This window comes from Corynebacterium sp. HS2168-gen11, assembly GCF_024834075.1.
Taxonomy (GTDB): Bacteria; Actinomycetota; Actinomycetes; order Mycobacteriales; family Mycobacteriaceae; genus Corynebacterium.
In genome coordinates this window covers 146,962-168,520 of the sequence record NZ_JANUXR010000005.1, presented here as the reverse complement: position 1 = coordinate 168,520, position 21,559 = coordinate 146,962, and the positions used below count along the sequence as shown (strand labels likewise).

The following is a 21,559-nucleotide window of genomic DNA, read 5'->3' as shown; positions in this document are numbered from 1 at the left end:
TTATCATTCTTTAGTTTGAAAATTGCGGTATGTTACAACAACGCAATGTTGCTATCGAGATAAAAGAGGAAATAAAATTCGTGAGTGTACTCGTCGTGGGAATGTCGCATCGCTCAGCTCCAGTAGCATTGCTGGAGCAACTCAGCATGAACGATACCGCCAGAGACCAAGCCGCACTCGACCTTCTCGATCGCGCCTCCGTGCGTGAAGCGATGATTATTTCCACCTGCAACCGCATCGAAGTTTATGTTGAAACCACAACATTTCACGGCGGAGTTGCCGATGTCGTCGATATTCTCCACGCCATTTCCGGTATTGATATGGAAACGCTGCGCAGTGCCCTCTACGTGCGCTACGCCGATGCCGCTGCCGAGCACATGATGGTAGTGGCCGCAGGCCTTGATTCTATGGTTATCGGCGAACAACAAATTATTGGACAAGTTCGCGCTGCCTACCAAGCAGCAATCGACGCCGGAACCATCGGGCCGGCACTGCACGCGCTTGTCCAAGCGGCCCTGCACACCGGCAAACGCGTGCATACCGAAACCAATATTGATGAAGCAGGTGCCTCGATGGTTTCGGTGGCCTTTGAAGAAGCTTTGAGCCACATGCAGTGCACCTCTCTTCAGAACCAAACCGCGCTGGTGCTCGGTGCTGGTGCGATGGCATCCCTGGCGGCCACGCATCTGGGCCGACTCGGTATTCAGAAAATCATTGTGGCTAATCGTACGCGCGAGCGAGCCGAGAACCTGGCCGCGCATGCACGCGTTGCCGGGGTGGATGCTGAAGTTGTGGATTTTGACCAGCGTCGACAAGCATTAGCGCAGGTAGACTTGGCGGTTTCGGCCACGGGGTCGCAAACTTACACCATTGTCGCAGCCGACCTGCCGAAGCAGTGCCAACTGATGCTCATCGATTTATCCATGCCGCGCGACATCGACGACGACGTGACCGCCCACGGCGCAAAACTTGTGAACATCGAACGCCTCCATCGCGTCCGTAGCGACAACGAGGCGCTGGTCAGCGACGTGCAGGCGCAAAAAATCGTGGCGGACGAACTGCAGGCATACAGCACCGCGCAGCGTATTAAGGACGTCGCCCCAGCCGTGACGGCCCTGCGCACCCACGCCTCTGAGCTTGTCGACGCGGAAATCAACCGCGTGGCCAAGCGCAACCCGAAACTGGAGGACGACGAACTTCACGAGATTCGGGCGAGCATGCAAAGGATCGTCGATAAGCTGCTGCATACACCAACAGTTAAGGCCAAGGCGCTGGCAGCCGAATCTGGGACAATCAGCTACCAGACGGCCTTGCAGGAATTTTTCGGGCTCGCGGGAGCCACCACTTCTGTCAAACTTGACTACAACGAACTTAGAGGACCCCAAGATGTTTAGAATCGGCACCCGAGGCAGCCTGCTCGCGACCACCCAAACCGGCCATGTGCGCGACGCGCTCGCCGCACACGGGTACGACAGTGAACTGCGCATTATCACCACCGTCGGGGATGTGAATATGGCTCCGGTCGAGCGCATTGGGGTTGGCGTGTTCACGCAAGCACTGCGTGACGCCCTGGCCAACGGCGAATGCGACATTGCGGTGCACTCCCTGAAAGACCTTCCGACCACCCCTGACGAGCGTTTTTATATGGTCATGCCAGAGCGTGTCGACGCCCGTGACTGCCTCATCGCGCGTGACGGACTCACCCTTGCGCAACTTCCACCACATGCCAAGGTTGGCACCGGTGCACCGCGACGCATTTCGCAAATTAAAAAACTGCGCCCGGATATTGAAACTGTGCCACTGCGCGGCAATATTGATACTCGCATGAAGAAAGTCAGTGCTGGTGAACTCGACGCCGTTATCTTGGCATACGCCGGGCTCTTAAGGGTTGAGAAGGCTGATTGTGCTACCGAGGTGCTTGAACCTGCACAAGTGCTGCCAGCTCCTGCGCAAGGAATTTTGGCGGTCGAATGTCGGGCTGACGACGAAGCTGCGAAACGCGCGATTATGAGCATCGCGGATGCGTGGAGCACGGCTTGTGCGATTGCTGAACGCGTGGTGTTGCGAACCCTTGAGGCGGGGTGCACTGCGCCGGTGGCGGCGTATGCGACTGTTGGTGCTGGTGCGGGTGTGGGTTCTGTTGGCGCAGCGGGCGCGCTGACCCTGGTCGGCAGCATCACAAGCTTAGACGGAACGCTGCAACTGACCGCTTCCGCAACCGGCGTCGATCCTGTTGCGGTTGGCGAAGAAGTCGCCGCCAAATTATTCGCCCAAGGCGCTGGCTTGATGCTGGACTAACGCACAACCTTGATGCAGCGCGTCAGCTCTGCCCAACGATGTGCAGGTACAGCCAGCTTTGGCGTGAAATTTTTAGCATGCGACGCATTGATTGGATAAGGAGTCAGAAGAAGAACATGTATCGCATAGCCATCACACGATCGCTGGCACAAGCATCGAGTATAAGCACGCTGATTCGCAAACACCATGCAGAGCCAGTGCTCATCCCGCTGATTCAAACCGCACCACCAAACGATCTGGACGCGTTTCAACTCGCGATCAAAGGTGAATACGACTGGGCGGTATACACCTCCGTAAACTCAGTCGATGCCGTAGCAACATATGCACAACAATTTCCAAGCTGCGCGAAGATTGCGGCAGTAGGCCCTAAAACTGCTCAGGCACTACACTCACACGGCCAACGTGTGGATCTGCTCGCCCCTGAACACGATTTCAGCGCGCGCGGACTCTTAGAAGTCATGCCGGCTGGTACAGAGCGTATTTTTTATCCTCATGCCGATATTGCCGCCCCAACACTTTCAGAAGGGCTACGGGTAAAAGGGTGGGATGTGGTGGAGGTGGTGGCGTACCGCACGGTGGCTTACCTCCCTTCAGAGAAAATTGTGACAGAAGTGCAGAAGGGGAAGCTCGATGCAGTGACGTTTACCTCTAGTTCGACTGTCACAAACTTTGTGAATACTTTTGGGATACCGCCAGTCAGCACACTGATTGCTTGCATTGGACCAGCAACGGCGCAGGCGGCGCTGAAGTTGGGGTTGCGGGTTGACGTCGTCGCGCATAAAGCAACTGTAGAAGCGTTGGTTGATGATGTGATTAAAGCATTAGAAGAAAGGAAAAGATTGTGAATATTGTGCGTCGTCCAAGGAGGCTGCGGGATAGCGTCGTCAAGCGGGCGCTGGTAGCGGAAACAACACTGAGCGCAAATGATTTGATTTATCCGCTCTTTGTTGCGGATGGGATTACGGAGCCGCGCGAGATTGGTTCGATGCCGGGGCAGTACCAGCACACCATGGATTCGTTGCGCGAAATTGTGGGGGAGGCGCTGGAGAAGGGGATTCGGTGTGTGGATCTTTTTGGAGTTCCTGTCCCTTCAGAGAAAGATGTGACAGGATCGCAGGCGTGTCAACCAGAGGGGATTTTGAATCGCGCAATTGCGATGCTGCGAGAAGAATACGGCAACGACATTTTGATTATGGCCGACACCTGCCTGGATGAATTTACAAGTCATGGGCATTGCGGCGTCATAACCTCTGAAGGGACAGTGGACAATGATGCGACGCTGCTGCACTACCAGAAGATGGCAGTGGCGCAAGCACGCGCCGGGGCGCATATTGTCAGTCCTTCCGGCATGATGGACGGGCAGGTGCTGGCGATTCGTGAAGCGCTCGACGCGCAAGGGTTTGAAGATGTGGCGATTATGGCGTATTCAGCGAAGTATGCTTCGGCGTTTTACGGTCCCTTCAGAGACGCGGTGGGATCGTCGTTGGTGGGGGATCGGAAAACGTATCAGCAAGATCCGGCGAATGTGCGCGAATCGCTTTTAGAAGTGGAGTTGGATATTGAGCAGGGCGCGGATTTTGTAATGGTGAAGCCTGCCATGCCGTATCTTGATGTGCTCAAAGAAGTTGCGCAGCGATCCTTGGTGCCAGTTGCGGCGTATCAAGTATCTGGAGAGTATGCGATGATGCATGCCGCGGCTCAGAAGGGATGGCTGGATTTGGATGCTGTGATGATGGAGTCATTAATCGCAATTAAGCGAGCCGGTGCGCAGCAAATCTTAACCTACTTCGCCTTGGATGCAGCGGAAAAACTAAAAACCCAATAGAATCAAGAAACAATTGATCAATGTTGGGAAGGAAGCAATGGTTGCAAAGGAGATACGACCAGAAACCATCACGTTAGCGACGCGCTTGTGGGTCGCAGCACTGATGTTTGAAGGGCTGCATCAAATCATTAATACCGTTCTTGCGATACATACTCGAGACCATACCGTCTATCTTCTTCAAGAGCGGTATCGCGAAAATGATAGCCAGCCGCTTCCGAGCAGCCAACTGGTGGAAGCCAGTGTGGTCGGTGCTTCAGTGATTACTGCGATTGTGGCGTTTGTGCTCATTGGAGTGATGGCAAAGTTTATCAACAAACTATATTCGCAATCGCAAAACAGTTCATTCGCGCATAGGGCGTTGATTTATTTTGGGATCTACCTTGGCATACGCATGTTGATGGTGTTCGCGGCGGAACCGGGGGCGATGGTGCCGATTGGGGTGTACGCTTTCGACGGCTCTCTTCAGATACTTGTGGGAATATTGGCGGCTCTTGCGACGTATTTTGCAACAAGGCCCGATGCTTGTAAGTGGACTGGTACACAGCTTCTTCCGAAACAAACGAAAAAATAAGACATGGAATCTAAACAACACTCCGTCTCTGAGCGCACTGTTCAAGATGCGATTGCGATCGCGAAAAAGGCGGCGAAAAAAGCTGGTATTAATGCTCTCGCCCCTTCAGAGATTCGTGATCCTGAATTGGCTGAAGCAGAAGCGGTGCACATCGGCCGCACATCCTTTGCCTTTGAGCTCAAAGGTCTGAAGAACGCTGCAGCGGTGGGAGAGCTGGAGCAAGCGCTCACGAAAATTCCAGGTGTGAGTGTGCGGATCATCTACACCTCATCGATGGCATGGATTACTGCAGAACGAACCATTGACATCGCGGTAATCGAGAAGGTCTTTGAAGAGCAAGGTATCACGGCGGAACTGACGGACTCTTCACTGCGGCGTCGATTAGCATGGTCGGACGTCGAAGAAGGGCGTTATAACCGCTCTCATCAGCGCGAGCGACGACGCCGGCGGCGGCTCAACACCATGCCGCTGGCGCTGCGACGCCTTGCTTTAGAAGAGGACAAGGCGCTAGAAGTAGCTCGGAAAGAAGGCTTTCTCGACGACCAGCCGACCAGGATCGAGCACGACGATCCAACCGATGTGCTGTTTACCGCGCGGAACTTGATTACGATTTCGCGGTTGCTGGTCACCATTCTTCTGACAATCCCTCTTCTGATGATTAGCTATGTGCAGGAGTTGCAATTCCAGCATTGGCAGTGGGTCGTTGCGGGGCTGGGACTGCCAGTGATTACATATGGCGCGTATCCTTTCCACCGCGCGACGGTCGGTGGTTTCCGTAGGAAAATGGCTGCACTCGACGCGCCAAGCTCGATTGCTATTTTGCTGTCGTACTTCTACTCGGTGATTATTGTTGCGATTTCAGGCGATCGCGCCGGGGAAAATTCTTCTATTGCAACGCTGGGACAAGCCGCGTTTGATACGAATGTATTGTATTTTGACGTGGCCTGTGTCATGACGGCCTTTCTTCTGGGAGGCCGACTGATTTCGCGCAAAACCCGCAAGCATTTGGTCGACGAACTTGATGAATATCGTCCGCAGCCGCACCAGACCACCACTCAATCGCTGAAGTCACGCAAAACTGGCGAGATCATCGAAAAAACAGTGCCGATCCAACATCTCAATGTTGGTGAAGATATTCTCGTGCCGCCGCATACGGTTATTCCCGTCGACGGTGTCATTATCGGTGGTGCTTCTGAGATCGATGGCACCACACTGGGTATTCAACGACGCAGTGCCAAAGTTAATCAGAAGGTATATGCGGGCACGATTAACGGTGCGAAGCAACTGAAAATCCGTGTTAGCGCCACTGGACACCGCACATGGCTGGCCGGAATTACCCGCTGGGTGGCGCGATCTGCGATGAATCAAAATCATTCAGATGCGTTGGCGACGAAAACAGCTTCAGTACTTGTCCCAATCTCTCTTCTGATAACGTTGCTGGACTTTACCCTGTGGGCGTTGATTACGAATAACATTAACTGGGCATTTTCTACAGCTTTGGCAGTGCTTGGTTGCGTTGCACCAGTGGCGCTGGCAGTGTCGGCGTCGGTAGCAATGCGCCAGGGTATTGAAAAAGCTGCTCGTGGCGGCGTGCTGATTCGCGACGCGGAAACGCTGCGTACGCTCGATCATATTGACACAATTATCTTCAACCGGGTGGGCGCGCTGTCTGAAGGGGAGATGACAGTTGAAGCGGTAACCGCCGATCGCGGAGAGAATGCTGATCTGGTGCTGCGCGTTGCCGGTGCTTTGACACTTGAGAGTGATCATCCAGTTTCGCAGGCGCTGGTGAAAGCTGCTCGTGAATCGCGTGATGCTTCAATCGACGAGACTATCCCTGGCTGGATTGAAGTGAGCCATGTTGCCATCGACGAGCTGGGTAGTTTTACTGGTTTGGTTGAAATCCCTTGTATGAATTCAGAAGGGAAGGCGGAATTACGGCCAGTTGAAGCAAAATTGTGGCGTCCACGGAACCTTTCTGATCTTCAAGGGCGCCTGGCTGCTGCTGCAGTGTCTGGTGGCACGCCACTGGTGGTGCGCTGGAAAGGCAAAGATCGCGGCGTGATTACGCTTCACGACGAAGCAAAAAGCGATGCTTTTGACACTGTCGCTGATCTTGAAGAACTTGGCATTGAGACGATGATGCTCAGCCGCGATACGTATCCTGTTGCGCGTCGATACGGCGATACGGTGGGAATCTCACACGTGCTAGCTGGTGTGCAGCCGGGGCATAAAGCTCAAACTGTCAGAAGTGTGCATCATCATGGGTCGATTGTGGCGATGGTTGGCGACGCTTCGGTTTCAGAATGCTTCAAGGTTGCTGACGTTGGCGTGCTCGTTGGCGCGATGGTGAATCTTCCGAAGGCTTCTGCGCTGGAAAGCACTCCTGCAGAAGTTGTTCTTCTGGGAGATGAAACCACGTCAATCCCATGGCTGTTCAGAGGCGCCAGAAGAATGAATCGGCTTGTGACCACAAACTTCTACTTCGCCTGGGCCTACAACGGCATTGCGATTGTGGCGGCCTGCGCAGGCATTTTGCCGCCGATGGTGGCGACGGTTGCGATGTTGGCCTCGTCGCTGATTATTGAAGCACGTTCGACGCTGTCACGGACTTTCTAAAGCAGCACTTATAGCCGCTTCTCTTCAAAGATTTTTCAGAAGAGAAGCGGCTGTTGCGTATGCGCCTATGGATGCGTCCGGTAGTACTGATGAGCCCAGAATTGCCCACCTTTTTCAATCAGCGGGTGCTGGTTGTAGGTGAACGGCGACTGCGGAGTGGCTCGATGCCCGATTCTGCCGGTGATTGGGTCATAGTCGACACGGCCGTGACGCGGCGGGGCGTTCGGGTTGTCGTCGTTGTAGGCGTTGTGTGGGCCGCATAGTGGAACGCAATTGTCTTGCGTGGTGGGTCCGCCTTGCGACCAGGCGCGCAGGTGGTGCGAGTCGCAGCCTATGGCCTTGTGGGTGCAGTTAGGATGCTGGCAGACGAGGTATTCTGCGGCGCTGAGAAATTTTTGCCATGGGCTGAAGAGACGTTTGGTACGAGATAGCTTCGCTGAAGTGGCGATTTTGGGCTGGCCGTCGTCGTCAAGCTCGTACACGATGGCGTAGCCGAAGTCGGCCAGTTCGGCGTCGAGAAGCGAGGCGAGGGGGCGGGTCGTGCCGTCGATGGTGGCAACGGTGCCGTCGTTGAAGTAGTGCTCGCCGGGGCGCAGTGGGAACAGGAAACATGGGCTAAGCTGCTTGTCGACGACGGGCTGGGCGTGCAGGATGCGGCGCTCGAATGCGAGGGCCACGGCGGCGGCATAGCTGAGATTTTCGTTGGAAGCGCGCAGCGAGAGGGCATCTTTGTGCAAAACATTATTGACCGCTTGATGACGCTCAAACGGCAGCATGAAATGGCAATGGCCCAGGCCAGCGCGGTCAGGGCGCATCGACGCGGCGCCACGAGGCGAGGCTGGGCGCGGGAGGCGTTGGTTGAGGGTGGTGACTTTTTGTGCTAATTCTCTCTTCAGATCGTCAATGGGCGTAGCTGCACAAATGTTGAAAAATTCAAGGCGCGTCTTGTCGATGTCGGCCTGCAGGGGATTGACCTGGTTGAGGATACTTGTGGTGATGTCTAGCTGCTCGAGTGAAAGCTGAAGCTTGGCGGCGACGCGCAAAGCCGAAAGCGGAATATGGCGAGCGATCCACCGGTAGCGATTCGCGACCTTGCGGGAAATACGAAGGTCGCGAGAGATTTCGTCCGACGTGAGATTGTGCTTACGGATATGGATCAGCAACTCGCCGCTGCGTGCGGCAGCGGTGCTGAAAAGTTCGTAAGCGTTTTGCATAGATACAACTTAACGAGGTTCGCACTACTTGTCTTCTGAAAAGAAACAGAAGTGAACTTGTGAGAAAAAAATTTATTAAGCAATCACTTGAGTCTCTGAAGGGGGCACTTACTTTTCTAAAGATGTATCTTCTGTCATACTTTCGTATATGACTTCCTCTTACCGCCGCTTGTTGCCCAACGCCCCTCTTCTAAACGCTGCGCGCGGAGAACAGCCATCGCGCCGACCAGTATGGTTTATGCGTCAGGCGGGGCGCTCATTACCGGAATATCGTAAAGCGCGTGAAGGCGTTGGAATGTTGGATTCGTGTTTCATGCCGGAGCTGTTGGCGGAAATCACGTTGCAGCCTGTGCGTCGTCATGATGTCGATGCGGCTATTTTATTCTCTGACATTGTGGTGCCTTTAAAGGCTGCAGGTGTGGACGTTGAGATCGTGCCAGGGCGTGGGCCTGTGGTGGCGCATCCGATTCGGTCGATGGCAGACGTGCAAGCCTTGCCCCTTCTGACAACTTCTGTCTCAGAAGTCTCTGAAGGGATAGGAATCATCCTAGACGAACTCACCCCAACCCAAGCCCTCATCGGTTTCGCTGGCGCCCCATTCACCCTGGCAAGCTATCTTGTCGAAGGCGGCCCGTCGAAGAACCACGAACGCACCAAAACCCTCATGCATGGTGAGCCTGAAGTGTGGCACGCCTTGATGAATCGTTTAGTACCAACGATTAGCGCCTTTTTGCGCACGCAGATTGAAGCGGGTGTCGATGCCATTCAGCTGTTTGATTCTTGGGCGGGCTTCTTGACCGAGCGGGATTATCGAGAGTTTGTCTTACCATACTCTTCTGAGATTTTGGCGGAGGTTGCGCGAGCTTCCGCCGCCACCGCGCCCGAAACCCCAACCTCCATCCCACGCATCCATTTCGGCGTCGGCACATCCGAACTGCTCGGCGCGATGAGCGAGGCCGGCAGTGAAGTGGTCGGCGTCGATTGGCGAGTGCCATTGGACCAGGCTGCGCGCCGGATGGCCACTCCGAAGGTGTTGCAGGGTAACTTGGATCCGGCGCTGTTATTTGCTGGTGAGCGAGCGTTGCGCGCGGAGATTGAGCTGATTTGCGCGCAGGCCGATGCGGCGATTGCTGCGGGCGACGCGGTTGGCCATATTTTCAATTTGGGCCATGGCGTGTTGCCGTCGACGGATCCAGATATGATTACGCGCGCTGTCGAAATTATTCATGAGCAAAGGAATTAACACAATGCGTATTGCGATCATCGGTGCTGGCTTGGCCGGCTTGACCACTGCTTGGGAACTGCACCGCTCCCGCCCGGAGCTCGAACTTGAGGTCTTCGAGGCGACCGAGCGCATTGGCGGCAAGCTGCTGACCGTTCCTTTCGCCTCGGGCCCAACCGATATGGGCGCGGAAGCCTACCTGGCATTTCGCCACGACGCCACCGAATTCTTCACCGAGCTTGGCCTCGCAGACGCTTTACGACGCCCCTCCGGCCTCCCGTCCGCCTTCTACGCCCAAGGCGGCCTACACGCAATGCCTGCCAACACGGTGATGGGCATCCCGGCTTCTTCTGCCGGCTGCACCGAGCTTTTCGACGCCGCCACCTGCCACCGCATCGACACTGAGCAAGAATTGCCAGGGATTGCGTGGTCACCAGATGGCCCAGATGTCTCGTTGGGAGCCTTAATCCGCGAGCGCTATGGCGATCAGGTGGTGGATCGGGTGGTCTCGGCTTTGCAGGGAGGTGTGTACTCTTCGCTGTCGGATGATCTGGGAGTGCGGGCCACTGTGCCGGAATTGGCCAGGGCTTTTGATGAAATGTCTCTGAAGGGACAGAAGGTCACCCTTTCTGGGGCGATTGCAGACATTCTGCAGCGTCGAAAAGCTCGCAATGCCGAGTTGAGCTATACCCCTGATGTTTTCGCCAGCTTCGAGGGCGGTTATGCGCAGGTGTACGAAGCCCTCGCGGAACAGTCCCAAGCGAAGATCTACCTTGAGGCATTTGTCACCGGCATCGAGCGCGACGACACCGGATTTGTGCTCAAAGGTGCAGGTGAAGGCCATTATGATGCGGTGATCGTGACCACCCCAGCGCCAACGGCTGCCTTATTATTGCGCACCTTGGTGCCAGCGGCAACGCCATTACTGCGCAGCATTCAGTTGGCCTCGAGCGTGGTGGTTGGCATGAAATTCGCCACGGACCAGGGACTTCCTGAGCATTCTGGCATCCTGGTGGCCGCCGATGAGCCGGATGTGCGCGCGAAGGCCTTTACGTTCTCTTCACGCAAGTGGCCGCATTTGGGTGCCCGTGGGGGAGCGTTGGTGCGTGCTTCCTTTGGTCGCTTTGGCGATGACGCACTGACTCGCGCCGATGAAGACGCCCTGGTGGATCTGGCACTCGACGATCTGCACACCATTACAGGTTTTGATGGCAGGCAGGCTGGGCTCGACGAGATTTATGTGCAGCGCTGGTTTGGCGGACTCCCGGTCTATGGTCCGCAACATTTGGCTACAGTTTCGGCAGTGCAAGAGGAACTGGCGAATGTCAGCGGGGTCTATGCCACTGGCGCTTGGGATGCAGGCGTTGGTGTGCCAGCGGTCATTGCAGCAGCGCGTCGTCAAGCTCAGGTAGTTTTGGAGGAACTTTCATGAACACCACACGCTCACAAGCGCTCATGCAGCAAGCCCGCGGGCTGATTCCAGGCGGGGTAAATTCGCCGGTGCGAGCGTTTGGGTCAGTTGGCGGGCATGCGCGATTTATTGCTCGCGCGAGCGGCTCGCAGCTTACCGACGTTGACGGGAACAGCTACGTCGATTTGGTGAACTCTTGGGGTCCAATGCTGCTCGGGCATGCGCATCCGGAAATTCTGGCTGCCGTACAAGACGCGATGCAACATGGCCTTTCGTTCGGCGCGCCAACGGCCGCTGAAATTGAACTGGCCGAAATGATTATCAAACGCACCTCAGTTGAAGAAGTGCGCATGGTCAACTCTGGCACGGAAGCAACTATGTCGGCGGTGCGTCTGGCGCGAGGCTATACGGGCCGGCCGAAGATCATTAAATTCGATGGTTGCTACCATGGCCACGTCGATGCGCTGCTGGCAAGTGCCGGTTCCGGTGTGGCAACATTCGGTTTGCCGGATTCGCCAGGAGTAACCGGTGCGGCCGCGCACGATACCATCGTGGTGCCATATAACGACATCGCTGCAGTTCAGCAGGCCTTCGCAGATCACCCAGGAGAAATTGCCTGCGTGATTACAGAAGCTGCAGCCGGCAATATGGGCACAGTGGCACCTGTCAATAATTTCAACGCGCAGCTGAAACAAACCTGTCACGCCAATGGTGCCTTACTGATTCTCGACGAAGTCATGACCGGATTCCGCACCTCCTACCAAGGCTGGTACGGGATCGACGAGGTGGCAGGCGATCTCACCACCTTCGGCAAAGTCATCTCAGGCGGCCTGCCAGCAGCAGCGTTTGGTGGACGCGCGGAAATCATGAACTATCTGGCACCAATCGGGCCGGTCTACCAAGCCGGCACGCTGTCTGGAAACCCAATCGCTATGGCGGCGGGCAAAAAATCACTCGAACTTGCCACACCAGAGGTTTATGACACGCTTCGTGCCAACGCCGATACGCTCGAGACGCTTCTGCACACCGCATTGGAGGCCGAAGGCGTTGCTCACCACATTCAGCGCGCCGGGACCATGCTATCGGTGAAATTCTCTGAAGGGACAGGGCATAACTTTGCGCAGATGAAAGCCGCCGACACCTTCCGCTTCGCACCGTTTTTCCACGAGCTGCTCAACAACGGGGTCTACGCGCCGCCGAGTGTGTTTGAAACCTGGTTCGTTTCCACAGCCTTGACTGATGACGATTTTGCTGTGATTGAACAGGCGTTGCGGCCTGCGGCGAAGGCAGCGGCAGCTGCTGTCCCTTCAGAGACTTAAGGGACAATTGAGGCGCATGAAAACATCTGTGACGCAACGTCACTTTCGCACCTCAAAACCTTCATTCACGGATGCTTTACGACGCCTCGCGCCCTGCAAGCTTTGCCTGATTGGCACGGCTTGCAGGGTGTGCGTTTGTTTCTACAGCCATAGCCGCAAAATCTGGCAAGTAAGGTAAATTAGGGAGCACAATATTTTTGAAGGGAAGCAATTGACATTATGAGCCAAACCATTGTGCATCTGGTGCGTCACGGGGAAGTTTTCAATCCGGAAAAGATCCTCTACGGGCGCATTCCGGATTATCATCTTTCTGCTCGCGGTGAATCAATGGCAGCAGCAACCGCTACAATGTTTCGCGATCGTGACGTTGTGCTGTTACAAAGCTCTCCTTTAGAACGCGCGCAAGAAACCGCTGCGCCAATTTCTAGAATCACTGGGTTAGAGATCGAAATTGAGCAACGCTTGTTAGAAGCAGGCAATCAATTTGAAGGCTTGCGTGTTAAACGTTTGCGCTCTGATTTGTTGCACCCGAAATACTGGTCGAAAATGAAAAATCCACTCCAACCAAGTTGGGGTGAACCATACACTGAAATCTTGGAACGCATGCAAGCTGCAATTTTAGCAGCAGTCGAGCGAGCTCGTGGACACGAAGCAGTGCTTGTGAGTCACCAATTGCCAATTGTATGTGTGCAGCGGTGGGCGCAAGAAAAACCCTTGTGGCATAATCCAGCGTTACGCAAGTGCAACTTGGCGTCGGTAAGCTCGCTGGTGTTTGAAGGTGACACGCTTGTCAAGTACAGCTACGCCGAGCCAGCGCAGCATATTTAAGGGGCTTTTGAGATGAATACGCGTATGTTTCTTGCCGCAATGACGCTGGTTGCAGCCACTGGGATCAGCGCATGTAGCGCGGACGACACCGCCGGGACAAATGCGGTGGCTATTGGTGGTACGTTCCAGTTTCATTCGCCTGGTGGCGAGAAGGTTATTCACTACGCGGAAGACGAGCGTGCGCCGATTGCCAATATCACTGGTGAAGCAGTGGTAGGCCAGCCGATTTCTTTAGATGATTACGCAGGTCATGTGGTGGTCTTGAATGCCTGGGGGCAATGGTGCGGGCCGTGTCGGACGGAAGTTGATGATCTGGAAACTGTCCATGAAGCACTCAGCGCCACTGGCGGGGCTGTGATTGGCATTAATGTTCGGGATACCAAGTCCTTGGCTGCCGATTTCATGGTGGATAATGGCTTGACGTATCCATCTTTATTCGACCCGCCATTCAAAACCGCAGCTCTTTTAGGCGGTTTGCCGGCATCGGTCGTGCCGACCACAATTGTGTTGGATAAGCAGCATCGTCCAGCAGTGGTGTTTTTGCGCGCCATTACTGATACTGAATTGCTGCCGATCGTGCAGGAACTTGAAGCGCAGTGAGTGCCAGCATAACCGCCGTCGCTGAGGCTGCTCACGTCGCCACGCTTGCCGACGCTGCGACCGCCGCCGGCGCCGACGTTGCAACCCTTGCAGTCGCCACCGAAGTAGCCGCAACGACCACCATCACCGCCGCCAGCACGCTTGGCGATTCCTTTGCAACCGCCGTAGCAAGCGGACCATTATTCCTTGGCCTAGCCGCCGCCGCTCTTGCTGGACTCGTCTCCTTTGCCAGTCCTTGCGTGATCCCGCTGGTACCTGGCTATTTGAGTTATTTGGCCAGCGTTGTTGGCGGGGAAGTAGAACTTGATCAGGTGCATGGCAGCCGCGTGCGTCGCAGCGACCGTTGGAAAGTCGCTGGTGCCGCTTTATTATTTATTGCCGGTTTTACCACTGTCTTTTTACTTGCCACCGTTTCTGTTTTAGGCGCAATTCAAGCACTTGCCTTGAATAACGAGGTGCTCATGCGCATCGGCGGCGTGGTCACAATTATTATGGGCGTTATTTTTAGCGGCTGGATTCCTGCCTTGCAGCAAGAACATCGCCTCAGCCCGAAAAAACTTACCAGTTGGATTGGCGCACCACTGCTCGGCGGAGTCTTTGCACTCGGTTGGACACCATGTTTGGGTCCAACCTTAGCCGCAATCATCTCTGTTGCCGCAGGCACTGAAGGCATTACTGCAGCACGTGGGGTGGCCTTAATGATCGCCTACTGCTTTGGCCTGGGCGTGCCATTCGTGTTGGTAGCCTTTGGATCGGCGCGTGCATTACACGGTGTTGGCTTTTTGCGTCGCCATACGCACCACATTCAAATTCTTGGTGGCATCGCGCTGATTCTTGTAGGATTAGCGCTGGTCACCGGCCTGTGGGGCGATTTCATTAACTGGTTGCGTGTCTTAACCGTCGAATTCGGTACGACCTTACTGTAAAAGAGGATAGTTGTGAACATTCTTGCTGCACTGCCCAAAAAAGCGTGGCATTGGCTCACCAGTATGCGTACTGCGCTCGTGCTGTTATTCCTTCTCTCCCTCGGTGCAATTCCAGGCGCACTGCTCCCGCAACGATCGTTGAACCGAGACAATGTCACCGACTATATTGCCTCGCACGGCAAAGTTGCCGAATTCTACGACCAGCTGCAGCTTTTCGACGTTTTCAGCTCCACCTGGTTCAATTCCATCGCAGTCTTGCTGGTAGGTTCCTTAATAGGATGTATCATTCCGCGTTCCTGGGATCACTACCAGTCCATGCACACCCCACCTGTGCGCGCCCCAAAGAACCTCACGCGTTTAGCACTGCATGCCGAAGGTAGCGTGGATCAACCAATTTCGGTGGTGGAAGATGATATTCGCCAAGCTCTGCGCGGCTGGAATGTCGCAGAATATTCCGCTGCGCAAGATCGTGCTGGTGTGCAGTCGTTTGCTGCCGAAAAAGGCTACTTGCGCGAGTTCTTCAATTTGCTATTCCACTTAAGCCTGGTGGGCATGCTCGTGGCAATGGCAATTGGTCGCTTGGTGTATTACGAAGGCCAAATCATTGTGATTGGTTCGGATAAAGCATCCATTAACAATCAATTCTGTAATACCGCCACCGCCAATTTCGATTCTTTCCGTGCCGGTCTACTCTTTGATGGCACTGGCTTGAACAACTACTGCGTCGAATTACACAAGTTCAGCGCAGATTATTTGCCAAATGGCCAAGCAGAGCAGTTCCGTGGCGATATTTCCTATGCCACTGGCGAGCAGATTTACACTGATTCGAGCACCTGGCCACGCACCGAGGTACGCGTGAATAATCCGTTGCGCATCGCAGGCGACCGCGTGTACCTCCAAGGCCATGGCTTTGCCCCGACCATGACGGTTACCTGGCCAAATGGCGAAACCCGCACTCAAACCGTGCAATTCCGCCCTGATGACCTGGTATTCTTCCTTTCCTCTGGTGTGATGCGTTTTGATCCGCCGGCAGGCATGTACCCGGATTTGTTCGAGCGTCGCCAGCATCAGCTCAGCATCCAAGGGTTATTCGCGCCGACTGCTGCCTGGAGTGGCGATAATAATGAGCTGCTGACCTCGCAATACCCAGCGATGCGCGATCCAGCAGTGGCAATTGATATCTATCGTGGTGATCACGGCTTGGATGCAGGCGCCTCGCAAAATATTTTTTCCCTCGACCCAGGCCTGATCCATGCCGGCCAGCTGCAAAAAATTGAACGCGTGAATCTCACCCAAGGCGAGTCCGTTGTGCTTGACGACGGTACCAAGGTCACCTTCGATGGCGCAGAAGAATTTGCGAATCTGCAAATTTCCTACGACCCAACCCAAATTTGGGTCTTGCTCTTTACCGTGGTTGGTTTGGCATCATTGGTGGGCTCATTGGTGATTAAGCGGCGTCGTATTTGGGTACGTGTACGCAAAGTTACCGATGGGGTGACCTATGTGGAAACGGCAGGCTTAGCGCGTACTGATCGTGCTGGCTGGGGTGAGGAATATCAACGTATTCATCGTCAGATCTTGCGCTTGCCGGATCCTGATGATGAAGATGAGTAATGCTACTTTGGTTCCAGTGATTGTGCCGAGTATCGTGTGGAAGTGAGAAATACCACTTTTTACAGTGCTCACAGCTGTACCATTGGTCTCTGAAGAGGCCTGAATTATGATTGCCGTGTGGCAGCCCTGATTATTAATTAAGAATGTGAAAGTTTGGACTTGCTATGAATGTTGACCACACGTTGGCGCAGTTTTCCGATTCGGCATTTTTTACTGCGTTTATGATCTACTTCTTTGCACTGGCATTATCCATCGTGTTCTACATGAAACGCCAGGGCATGACTGATCTTGAGCGTGAACAAAGCGCCAGTGAAACTTTCTCAGAAGAGCAAGCTGCTGCATTGACACGCATGGAAACTGCCGCAAATAAGTTTGCGGGCATGACGCACATGATGGTCTGGCTGGGCATTATTATTCATATTGTCTCATTAGTCTTACGAGGTGTGGCAGCGCAGCGATTCCCATTTGGCAATCTGTATGAATATATTTCGACGATTACCATGTCCACCATGATCGCGGCAGCGTTGTATTTCCAGAAAAAAGAACTGCGCGTTATGTGGCCATGGTTGCTGGTGCCAGTGCTGTCATTATTGTTTTTTGGTGGTACGAAACTGTATGCGGCAACCGCGCCAGTGGTACCTGCATTGCAATCCTATTGGCTGAAAGTACACGTTTCGATTGTCGCAGGTGGTGCCTCAATCGGTATGATTTCCGGCATCGTGTCAATTGTGTATTTGCTGCGCGTGTGGCAGCCAGTCGGAGGTGAGCACGGTTTCTTTGCACCACTGCTCAAGCCACTGCCTTCTGCAAAGTTCCTTGATACGGTGGCGTATCGTACCGCGATTATTACGGTTCCGGTGTTTGGTTTAGGCATTGTGCTGGGCGCAATCTGGGCTGAGCAAACCTGGGGACGCTTCTGGGGTTGGGATCCGAAAGAAACCTTCGCCTTGATCACTTGGATGTTATATGCCGCCTATTTGCACGCGCGTGCAACCGCAGGATGGCGTGATTCGAAGGCAGCGTGGATTAATATCTTGGCGCTCGGAACCATGATCTTTAATTTGTTCTTCATTAACTTGGTAGTTTCTGGTCTGCATTCCTACGCCGGCCTGAACTAATTGGCACTGTAACAAAACACTGAAAAAGGACCGTATGCACAAGCTGGCATGCGGTCCTTTTTCAGTGTTGTTTAGAAAGATGTTTCTGACGCTGCAAGTAAATGCTCAATGCGTTGGAACTCTGGGGTATGAATCTCGTAATAGGCCCATTTCCCCATCTTGGTGCGGCTCACCAGGTGTGCGTCGGTAAGCTTTTTCATATGATGAGTAACCGTGGGCGGGGAGACTCGGAGCATCTCAGAAAGCGCAATTGAACAAATCGGGCGATCACGGTTTGCGGCCAAGATGAACAAAATATGCAAACGAGTAGGATCGCCTAATACTTTAAACAATTGTGCAGCCTGACTCGCCTGTTCAAATGGAGGAATAGCCACGCTATCATCACTCCGACTTGGCTGGGCAAGAACTGTGGAATATCTCATACTTACAACTATAGAGGCTAGCCTATGCTAAGTAAACTAAAGTTGTAGTTATTGAGTACTTAGGGTTGAGACGGTGGCTCTGGTTGATCTTCGTCTTGTGCCTTGCGCTGCCGCAATTCTCGCGCATTACGAGCTTCCTCAGCACGACGACGCGCTTCCTCAGCTGCTCGCTTTTCTTTAAATGCGCGTTTTTCTAATTCCCACAAAAATGATTCGTCATCATCTGGTCCCTTAATAATAGGTTTGGCTGGTTGTTGCGGGGAAATTCGCTGCCAGGTTTGTGGTCCAAATGCGCGCCAGAGCAGGTAGATGATGCCGAGCAGGATGAATACTACAAGGATACGACCCATAAATGTTTGCCAACCTTTCTCGATGTATGTTCATAGGCATTGTGCCGAACATATGTATGAATAGTCTAGAAGATCGCCTGAAACCCCGCCACTGAATCAGATGTCCAGCACGTGCGATTGCCAGCCGCCTGTGTCTGGAAATGAAACCGTGTATGGTACTTGATGTGAATGAGAATAAAGAGACCACCATTCCACCGGTGCGCGATCCGCAAGTGCGTCGACAAGCGCGAAAAGCGGTCATGTTGTATGGACTTGCTCGTCTAGGACTTTTCGTGGCCTTAACTGCCGCGATTCAAATTACTGCCGCTGTGATTGGCGCGTTCGTGCCAATTTTCATTTCAGCCATGCTCGCCCTGCTTGTGGCGATGCCGTTGTCAATGTTGGTGTTCCAAAATCTACGCAAGCAGGCAGTCACCGCTGTGGCGCTGTGGGATGCGCAGCGCAAAGCATATAAGCAATGGGTGGCAACGGAACTCGCAAACCGCTAAGTGGTTAAGAAATACCAAAGCTTAGGGCAGTGAGCACACTCCAGATCAGCATAGCTTGGCCGGTGGTGCTGAGCACGGGGATCAGCTCTGCGCCAACCGCATGACGCCGTACCGGCTTTGCCGCCACCCACATAAACGGCGCGGCGAACAGTCCCAGCGGATAGATGCCGCTTAATGCCAAGCTTAGCGACGCCGCCAGCGCAACCCCGAGCAATACGAAATATAAAATGCGGCTGGAGTGATCCCCCAATAACACCGCCAGCGTAATCTTTCCGGCGGCAGTGTCGGTTGGAATATCACGTAGATTGTTGATCAAATTCACACTTGCCGACATCGCGCCAACCGCAACCGCGCAGATGATTCCGCCATACGTAATAAAGCCAAGTTGGGTAAATTGGGTGCCGAGAACGGCGACAAGTCCAAAGAAAATAAACACCGCGGCTTCGCCAAATCCACGATACCCATAGGGACGCTTGCCGCCGGTATAAAACCATGCGGCCAAAATACAGATTACGCCGACTCCGACGAGCCACCATGATGTGGCAAGGGCTAAGCTAAATCCGGCAATTCCTGCCACTCCGAAGGCGAAAAATGCCGCATTTTTGACTTGCTGTGGACGTGCAAGACCGCTACCTACCAGGCGCAATGGGCCGGTACGATCATCGTCAGTGCCACGAATGCCGTCGGAATAGTCGTTGGCGTAATTCACCCCAATAATGAGCGCTAGACTCACGATTGCCGCGATTACGGCTTTGCCCAGATGAGCATTGCCGCCGCCATAGGCAACACCAGTACCGACGATCACAGGCGCAAAAGCATTCGCCCACGTACGTGGACGGGCTCCGAGCAGCCATTGGTTGAATGTGGGGCTTTTGATCCTGCGATGATTCGACATGGACATTAATGTTAAAGTCAATCCGCCAAAAAAGAAACTACGCCGCCTTTAGGATATTTCCTCAAACAGTGCAGCGGCCTTCGCTCGATCAATTTTGCCCAATGCAGTTTTCGGCAGTGCCGCAACTTTTTTCACCATTTTCGGCAGTTGCCAACGCGGCAGCTCATCGAGTGCCTCAATAATATCCGCTGGCGTGGCGGTGCCGGTATAGGCTGCCACGATCGCATGTCCCAGGCGCGGATCAGGCTTGCCGACGACGACAACTTCCACAACACCCGGAGTCGTTTCAATAACTCGTTCTAAAACTTCAGGGTGCAGTTTCAAGCCACCTGAATCAATAATGGTATCGAGCCTGCCGGTGAGCGTGAGTCTACCTTGGTGTAAAACTCCCGTATCAGAGGTGCGATACACCCCAGGTTCAGCGAAGGCTTCATGATTAGGCAGATTGCGATAGCCATGCGCAATCGTTGGGCCACCGAGAATGATCTGCTCGTTTTCAATCCGAATAGTGGTCCCTGGGAGGGGTTTGCCATCGTAGACGCAGCCGCCAGCAGTTTCAGAAGAACCGTACGTGGTAACGACCGAGATATTCAGGGCCTGTGCAGCGCGTTGATCTTCAGCGCGTAGTGGTCCGCCCCCAACCAAAATGGCGTCGAAACATTGCAGCGCCTCAATACCTTGCAAAGTGTCCATCGCTTTGAGTAACTGCATTGGAGTTAAGGCGGTATAACACCGTGAACTTTCGTCGCGTAATTGCTGTGCGGCTGGTGCGAATTTAGCAATATCAAAACCTTGCGAAACGTCAATCCATAATGGTTCATAACCTGCGACGAGGCTGCGAGTGAGCACTTGTAAGCCTGCGATATGGTGTGCAGGTAGTGCTAGCAACCAATTACCTACCCCGCCGAGTGCTTGGTGTGTGGCATCGGCAGATGCGACCAGATTTACCGCTGTGAGCTGGGCGCCTTTTGGTGTGCCGGTGGAACCAGAAGTTGCCATCACCACTGCAATATCGGCATCGATTTCATTACCGGCTCGCATGGTGTGTGCAAGAGCTCTGGCACGCGCTAAATCATGTAATGGTACGGGCAATAAACTGCGCTGACCGCTCATAGCTTCTTCTAGAGCATCGAGCAGGTGCAAAGGCGAATGAGCAGCAACTGGGAATGCTTCAAGAACGTTGCGCGACATGCCCCATATTCTAAAACAGAACTTATGTATGAAAGCCCAACGACAATCACAGTTTGCGGTAAATGATTATCTCTCGTGTGTTGTGTTGAGTTAGGGGAACTGTGGTTGATGGCTGTGAATAGTCAAGGGCGTGTGTGCTGGTCGTGCTGGCTGGTGTGAAGTGTGCAACGTGTTTGGCAGTTTTATGTAAAAAAATAAAAAGTAAAGCAAGAAAGAGTGCGATGGTTACGCGTGTGAAATTCACGATTGGAAGAATGTCGTGCTTGCTGTGGATTGTTTAGTATTCGAAGAAAAAGTGTGTATGGAGGACGAGAAAATGAGGGTGGGAAATTAGCAAAGCTTGATTTGAGTAATGCTTCAAAACGATTGCTATTTTTAGCGTCAAAATTGAATGTTGAAACGTTGAGGATGCCCGCATGGCTTTTGGGTTGATGGTGATGAGGTTTGAGGTATGTGCTGTAAGAGTAGCTGAATCGCGGTGCATGTTTGACTATGCGTGAACCTATGGCGGTGTGGAGTGTTGGTAAGAGAGGTGCGTGATTGTTTTCGTGAGGATTGACAGGTATCTTGCAAGGTCACGGGCCACCAATGGCGCGAGGAAGCGCTAACAGCACTAGTTGGATGAGTTGCTTGGAGCGATGTTGTATA

The 21,559-nt window shown here is 53.8% G+C and carries 20 protein-coding genes; 15 read left to right on the top strand and 5 right to left on the bottom strand.

Annotation, left to right across the window (positions count from 1 at the left end):
- The first annotated feature begins 80 nt into the window (after positions 1-80).
- From NXS99_RS05335 to NXS99_RS05310, 6 genes are all read left to right on the top strand, one after another.
- Positions 81-1,394: a glutamyl-tRNA reductase gene (locus NXS99_RS05335; RefSeq protein WP_259287638.1), complete on the top strand. Its 1,314-nt coding sequence runs from the start codon at positions 81-83 to the stop codon at positions 1,392-1,394.
- Positions 1,387-2,298 (top strand): hydroxymethylbilane synthase, encoded by a 912-nt coding sequence (hemC, locus tag NXS99_RS05330; protein ID WP_259287620.1) that lies wholly within the window; start codon positions 1,387-1,389, stop codon positions 2,296-2,298. Before NXS99_RS05335 ends, hemC begins: the two co-directional genes overlap by 8 nt.
- A 116-nt stretch (positions 2,299-2,414) precedes the next feature.
- Positions 2,415-3,143, top strand: coding sequence for a uroporphyrinogen-III synthase (locus tag NXS99_RS05325; RefSeq protein WP_259287619.1), 729 nt, complete (start codon positions 2,415-2,417; stop codon positions 3,141-3,143).
- Positions 3,140-4,123, top strand: coding sequence for a porphobilinogen synthase (hemB, locus tag NXS99_RS05320; RefSeq protein WP_396124821.1), 984 nt, complete (start codon positions 3,140-3,142; stop codon positions 4,121-4,123). The genes NXS99_RS05325 and hemB overlap by 4 nt, the downstream gene beginning before the upstream one ends.
- A gap of 37 nt (positions 4,124-4,160) precedes the next feature.
- Complete coding sequence (locus NXS99_RS05315) at positions 4,161-4,694, top strand: hypothetical protein (protein ID WP_259287618.1); 534 nt, start codon at positions 4,161-4,163, stop codon at positions 4,692-4,694.
- 3 nt (positions 4,695-4,697) lie between these two features.
- Positions 4,698-7,313, top strand: coding sequence for a cation-translocating P-type ATPase (locus NXS99_RS05310; RefSeq protein WP_259287617.1), 2,616 nt, complete (start codon positions 4,698-4,700; stop codon positions 7,311-7,313).
- A gap of 65 nt (positions 7,314-7,378) precedes the next feature.
- Here the strand turns inward: NXS99_RS05310 and NXS99_RS05305 are convergent, their stop codons facing one another.
- Positions 7,379-8,527, bottom strand: coding sequence for an HNH endonuclease signature motif containing protein (locus NXS99_RS05305; RefSeq protein ID WP_259287616.1), 1,149 nt, complete (start codon positions 8,525-8,527; stop codon positions 7,379-7,381).
- A 148-nt stretch (positions 8,528-8,675) separates the two neighbouring features.
- On the opposite strand from NXS99_RS05305, the gene hemE reads away from it, so the two are divergent.
- The 8 genes from hemE (at position 8,676) to ccsB (ending at position 17,565) form a co-directional block, all read left to right on the top strand.
- Positions 8,676-9,770 (top strand): uroporphyrinogen decarboxylase, encoded by a 1,095-nt coding sequence (gene hemE, locus NXS99_RS05300; RefSeq protein WP_259287615.1) that lies wholly within the window; start codon positions 8,676-8,678, stop codon positions 9,768-9,770.
- A 4-nt stretch (positions 9,771-9,774) separates the two neighbouring features.
- A complete protein-coding gene (locus tag NXS99_RS05295) occupies positions 9,775-11,181 on the top strand; it encodes a protoporphyrinogen oxidase (RefSeq protein ID WP_259287614.1) in 1,407 nt (468 codons plus the stop codon).
- Positions 11,178-12,479 carry a glutamate-1-semialdehyde 2,1-aminomutase gene (gene hemL, locus NXS99_RS05290; RefSeq protein WP_259287613.1) on the top strand — a complete coding sequence of 434 codons (1,302 nt, stop codon included), beginning with the start codon at positions 11,178-11,180 and terminating at the stop codon, positions 12,477-12,479. Before NXS99_RS05295 ends, hemL begins: the two co-directional genes overlap by 4 nt.
- Before the next feature lie 219 nt (positions 12,480-12,698).
- Positions 12,699-13,307 (top strand): histidine phosphatase family protein, encoded by a 609-nt coding sequence (locus NXS99_RS05285; protein WP_259287612.1) that lies wholly within the window; start codon positions 12,699-12,701, stop codon positions 13,305-13,307.
- Between the two features lie 12 nt (positions 13,308-13,319).
- Complete coding sequence (locus NXS99_RS05280) at positions 13,320-13,907, top strand: TlpA disulfide reductase family protein (RefSeq protein WP_259287611.1); 588 nt, start codon at positions 13,320-13,322, stop codon at positions 13,905-13,907.
- A 122-nt stretch (positions 13,908-14,029) separates the two neighbouring features.
- Positions 14,030-14,833: a cytochrome c biogenesis CcdA family protein gene (locus NXS99_RS05275; protein WP_259287636.1), complete on the top strand. Its 804-nt coding sequence runs from the start codon at positions 14,030-14,032 to the stop codon at positions 14,831-14,833.
- 63 nt (positions 14,834-14,896) lie between these two features.
- Complete coding sequence (locus tag NXS99_RS05270; protein WP_259287610.1) at positions 14,897-16,447, top strand: cytochrome c biogenesis protein ResB; 1,551 nt, start codon at positions 14,897-14,899, stop codon at positions 16,445-16,447.
- A gap of 164 nt (positions 16,448-16,611) precedes the next feature.
- Entirely contained in the window at positions 16,612-17,565 is a 954-nt protein-coding gene (gene ccsB / locus NXS99_RS05265; protein WP_259287609.1) for a c-type cytochrome biogenesis protein CcsB, read from the top strand.
- 71 nt (positions 17,566-17,636) lie between these two features.
- Here ccsB and NXS99_RS05260 read toward each other — a convergent pair whose 3' ends face one another.
- Positions 17,637-17,987, bottom strand: coding sequence for a helix-turn-helix transcriptional regulator (locus NXS99_RS05260; RefSeq protein WP_259287608.1), 351 nt, complete (start codon positions 17,985-17,987; stop codon positions 17,637-17,639).
- A 59-nt stretch (positions 17,988-18,046) separates the two neighbouring features.
- Positions 18,047-18,337: a hypothetical protein gene (locus NXS99_RS05255; protein ID WP_259287607.1), complete on the bottom strand. Its 291-nt coding sequence runs from the start codon at positions 18,335-18,337 to the stop codon at positions 18,047-18,049.
- Between the two features lie 152 nt (positions 18,338-18,489).
- Between NXS99_RS05255 and NXS99_RS05250 the strand changes: the two genes are divergently transcribed.
- A complete protein-coding gene (locus NXS99_RS05250; protein ID WP_396124819.1) occupies positions 18,490-18,825 on the top strand; it encodes a DUF4229 domain-containing protein in 336 nt (111 codons plus the stop codon).
- A 4-nt stretch (positions 18,826-18,829) separates the two neighbouring features.
- Here NXS99_RS05250 and NXS99_RS05245 read toward each other — a convergent pair whose 3' ends face one another.
- Positions 18,830-19,702 (bottom strand): 1,4-dihydroxy-2-naphthoate polyprenyltransferase, encoded by an 873-nt coding sequence (locus NXS99_RS05245; RefSeq protein WP_396124823.1) that lies wholly within the window; start codon positions 19,700-19,702, stop codon positions 18,830-18,832.
- A 66-nt stretch (positions 19,703-19,768) separates the two neighbouring features.
- Positions 19,769-20,911 (bottom strand): o-succinylbenzoate--CoA ligase, encoded by a 1,143-nt coding sequence (menE, locus tag NXS99_RS05240; protein WP_259287604.1) that lies wholly within the window; start codon positions 20,909-20,911, stop codon positions 19,769-19,771.
- Between the last annotated feature and the right edge of the window lie 648 nt (positions 20,912-21,559).

Bases quoted from the DNA above. Each gene is read 5' to 3' on its own strand.
- menE (WP_259287604.1), bottom strand. From the start codon at position 20,911: ATGTCGCGCAACGTTCTTGAAGCATTCCCAGTTGCTGCTCATTCGCCT.
- ccsB (WP_259287609.1), top strand. From the start codon at position 16,612: ATGAATGTTGACCACACGTTGGCGCAGTTTTCCGATTCGGCATTTTTT.
- NXS99_RS05255 (WP_259287607.1), bottom strand. From the start codon at position 18,337: ATGGGTCGTATCCTTGTAGTATTCATCCTGCTCGGCATCATCTACCTG.
- NXS99_RS05270 (WP_259287610.1), top strand. From the start codon at position 14,897: ATGCGTACTGCGCTCGTGCTGTTATTCCTTCTCTCCCTCGGTGCAATT.
- NXS99_RS05250 (WP_396124819.1), top strand. From the start codon at position 18,490: ATGGTACTTGATGTGAATGAGAATAAAGAGACCACCATTCCACCGGTG.
- NXS99_RS05260 (WP_259287608.1), bottom strand. From the start codon at position 17,987: ATGAGATATTCCACAGTTCTTGCCCAGCCAAGTCGGAGTGATGATAGC.
- NXS99_RS05305 (WP_259287616.1), bottom strand. From the start codon at position 8,527: ATGCAAAACGCTTACGAACTTTTCAGCACCGCTGCCGCACGCAGCGGC.
- NXS99_RS05325 (WP_259287619.1), top strand. From the start codon at position 2,415: ATGTATCGCATAGCCATCACACGATCGCTGGCACAAGCATCGAGTATA.
- NXS99_RS05315 (WP_259287618.1), top strand. From the start codon at position 4,161: ATGGTTGCAAAGGAGATACGACCAGAAACCATCACGTTAGCGACGCGC.
- NXS99_RS05285 (WP_259287612.1), top strand. From the start codon at position 12,699: ATGAGCCAAACCATTGTGCATCTGGTGCGTCACGGGGAAGTTTTCAAT.
- hemC (WP_259287620.1), top strand. From the start codon at position 1,387: ATGTTTAGAATCGGCACCCGAGGCAGCCTGCTCGCGACCACCCAAACC.
- hemL (WP_259287613.1), top strand. From the start codon at position 11,178: ATGAACACCACACGCTCACAAGCGCTCATGCAGCAAGCCCGCGGGCTG.
- NXS99_RS05295 (WP_259287614.1), top strand. From the start codon at position 9,775: ATGCGTATTGCGATCATCGGTGCTGGCTTGGCCGGCTTGACCACTGCT.
- NXS99_RS05280 (WP_259287611.1), top strand. From the start codon at position 13,320: ATGAATACGCGTATGTTTCTTGCCGCAATGACGCTGGTTGCAGCCACT.
- NXS99_RS05310 (WP_259287617.1), top strand. From the start codon at position 4,698: ATGGAATCTAAACAACACTCCGTCTCTGAGCGCACTGTTCAAGATGCG.
- hemE (WP_259287615.1), top strand. From the start codon at position 8,676: ATGACTTCCTCTTACCGCCGCTTGTTGCCCAACGCCCCTCTTCTAAAC.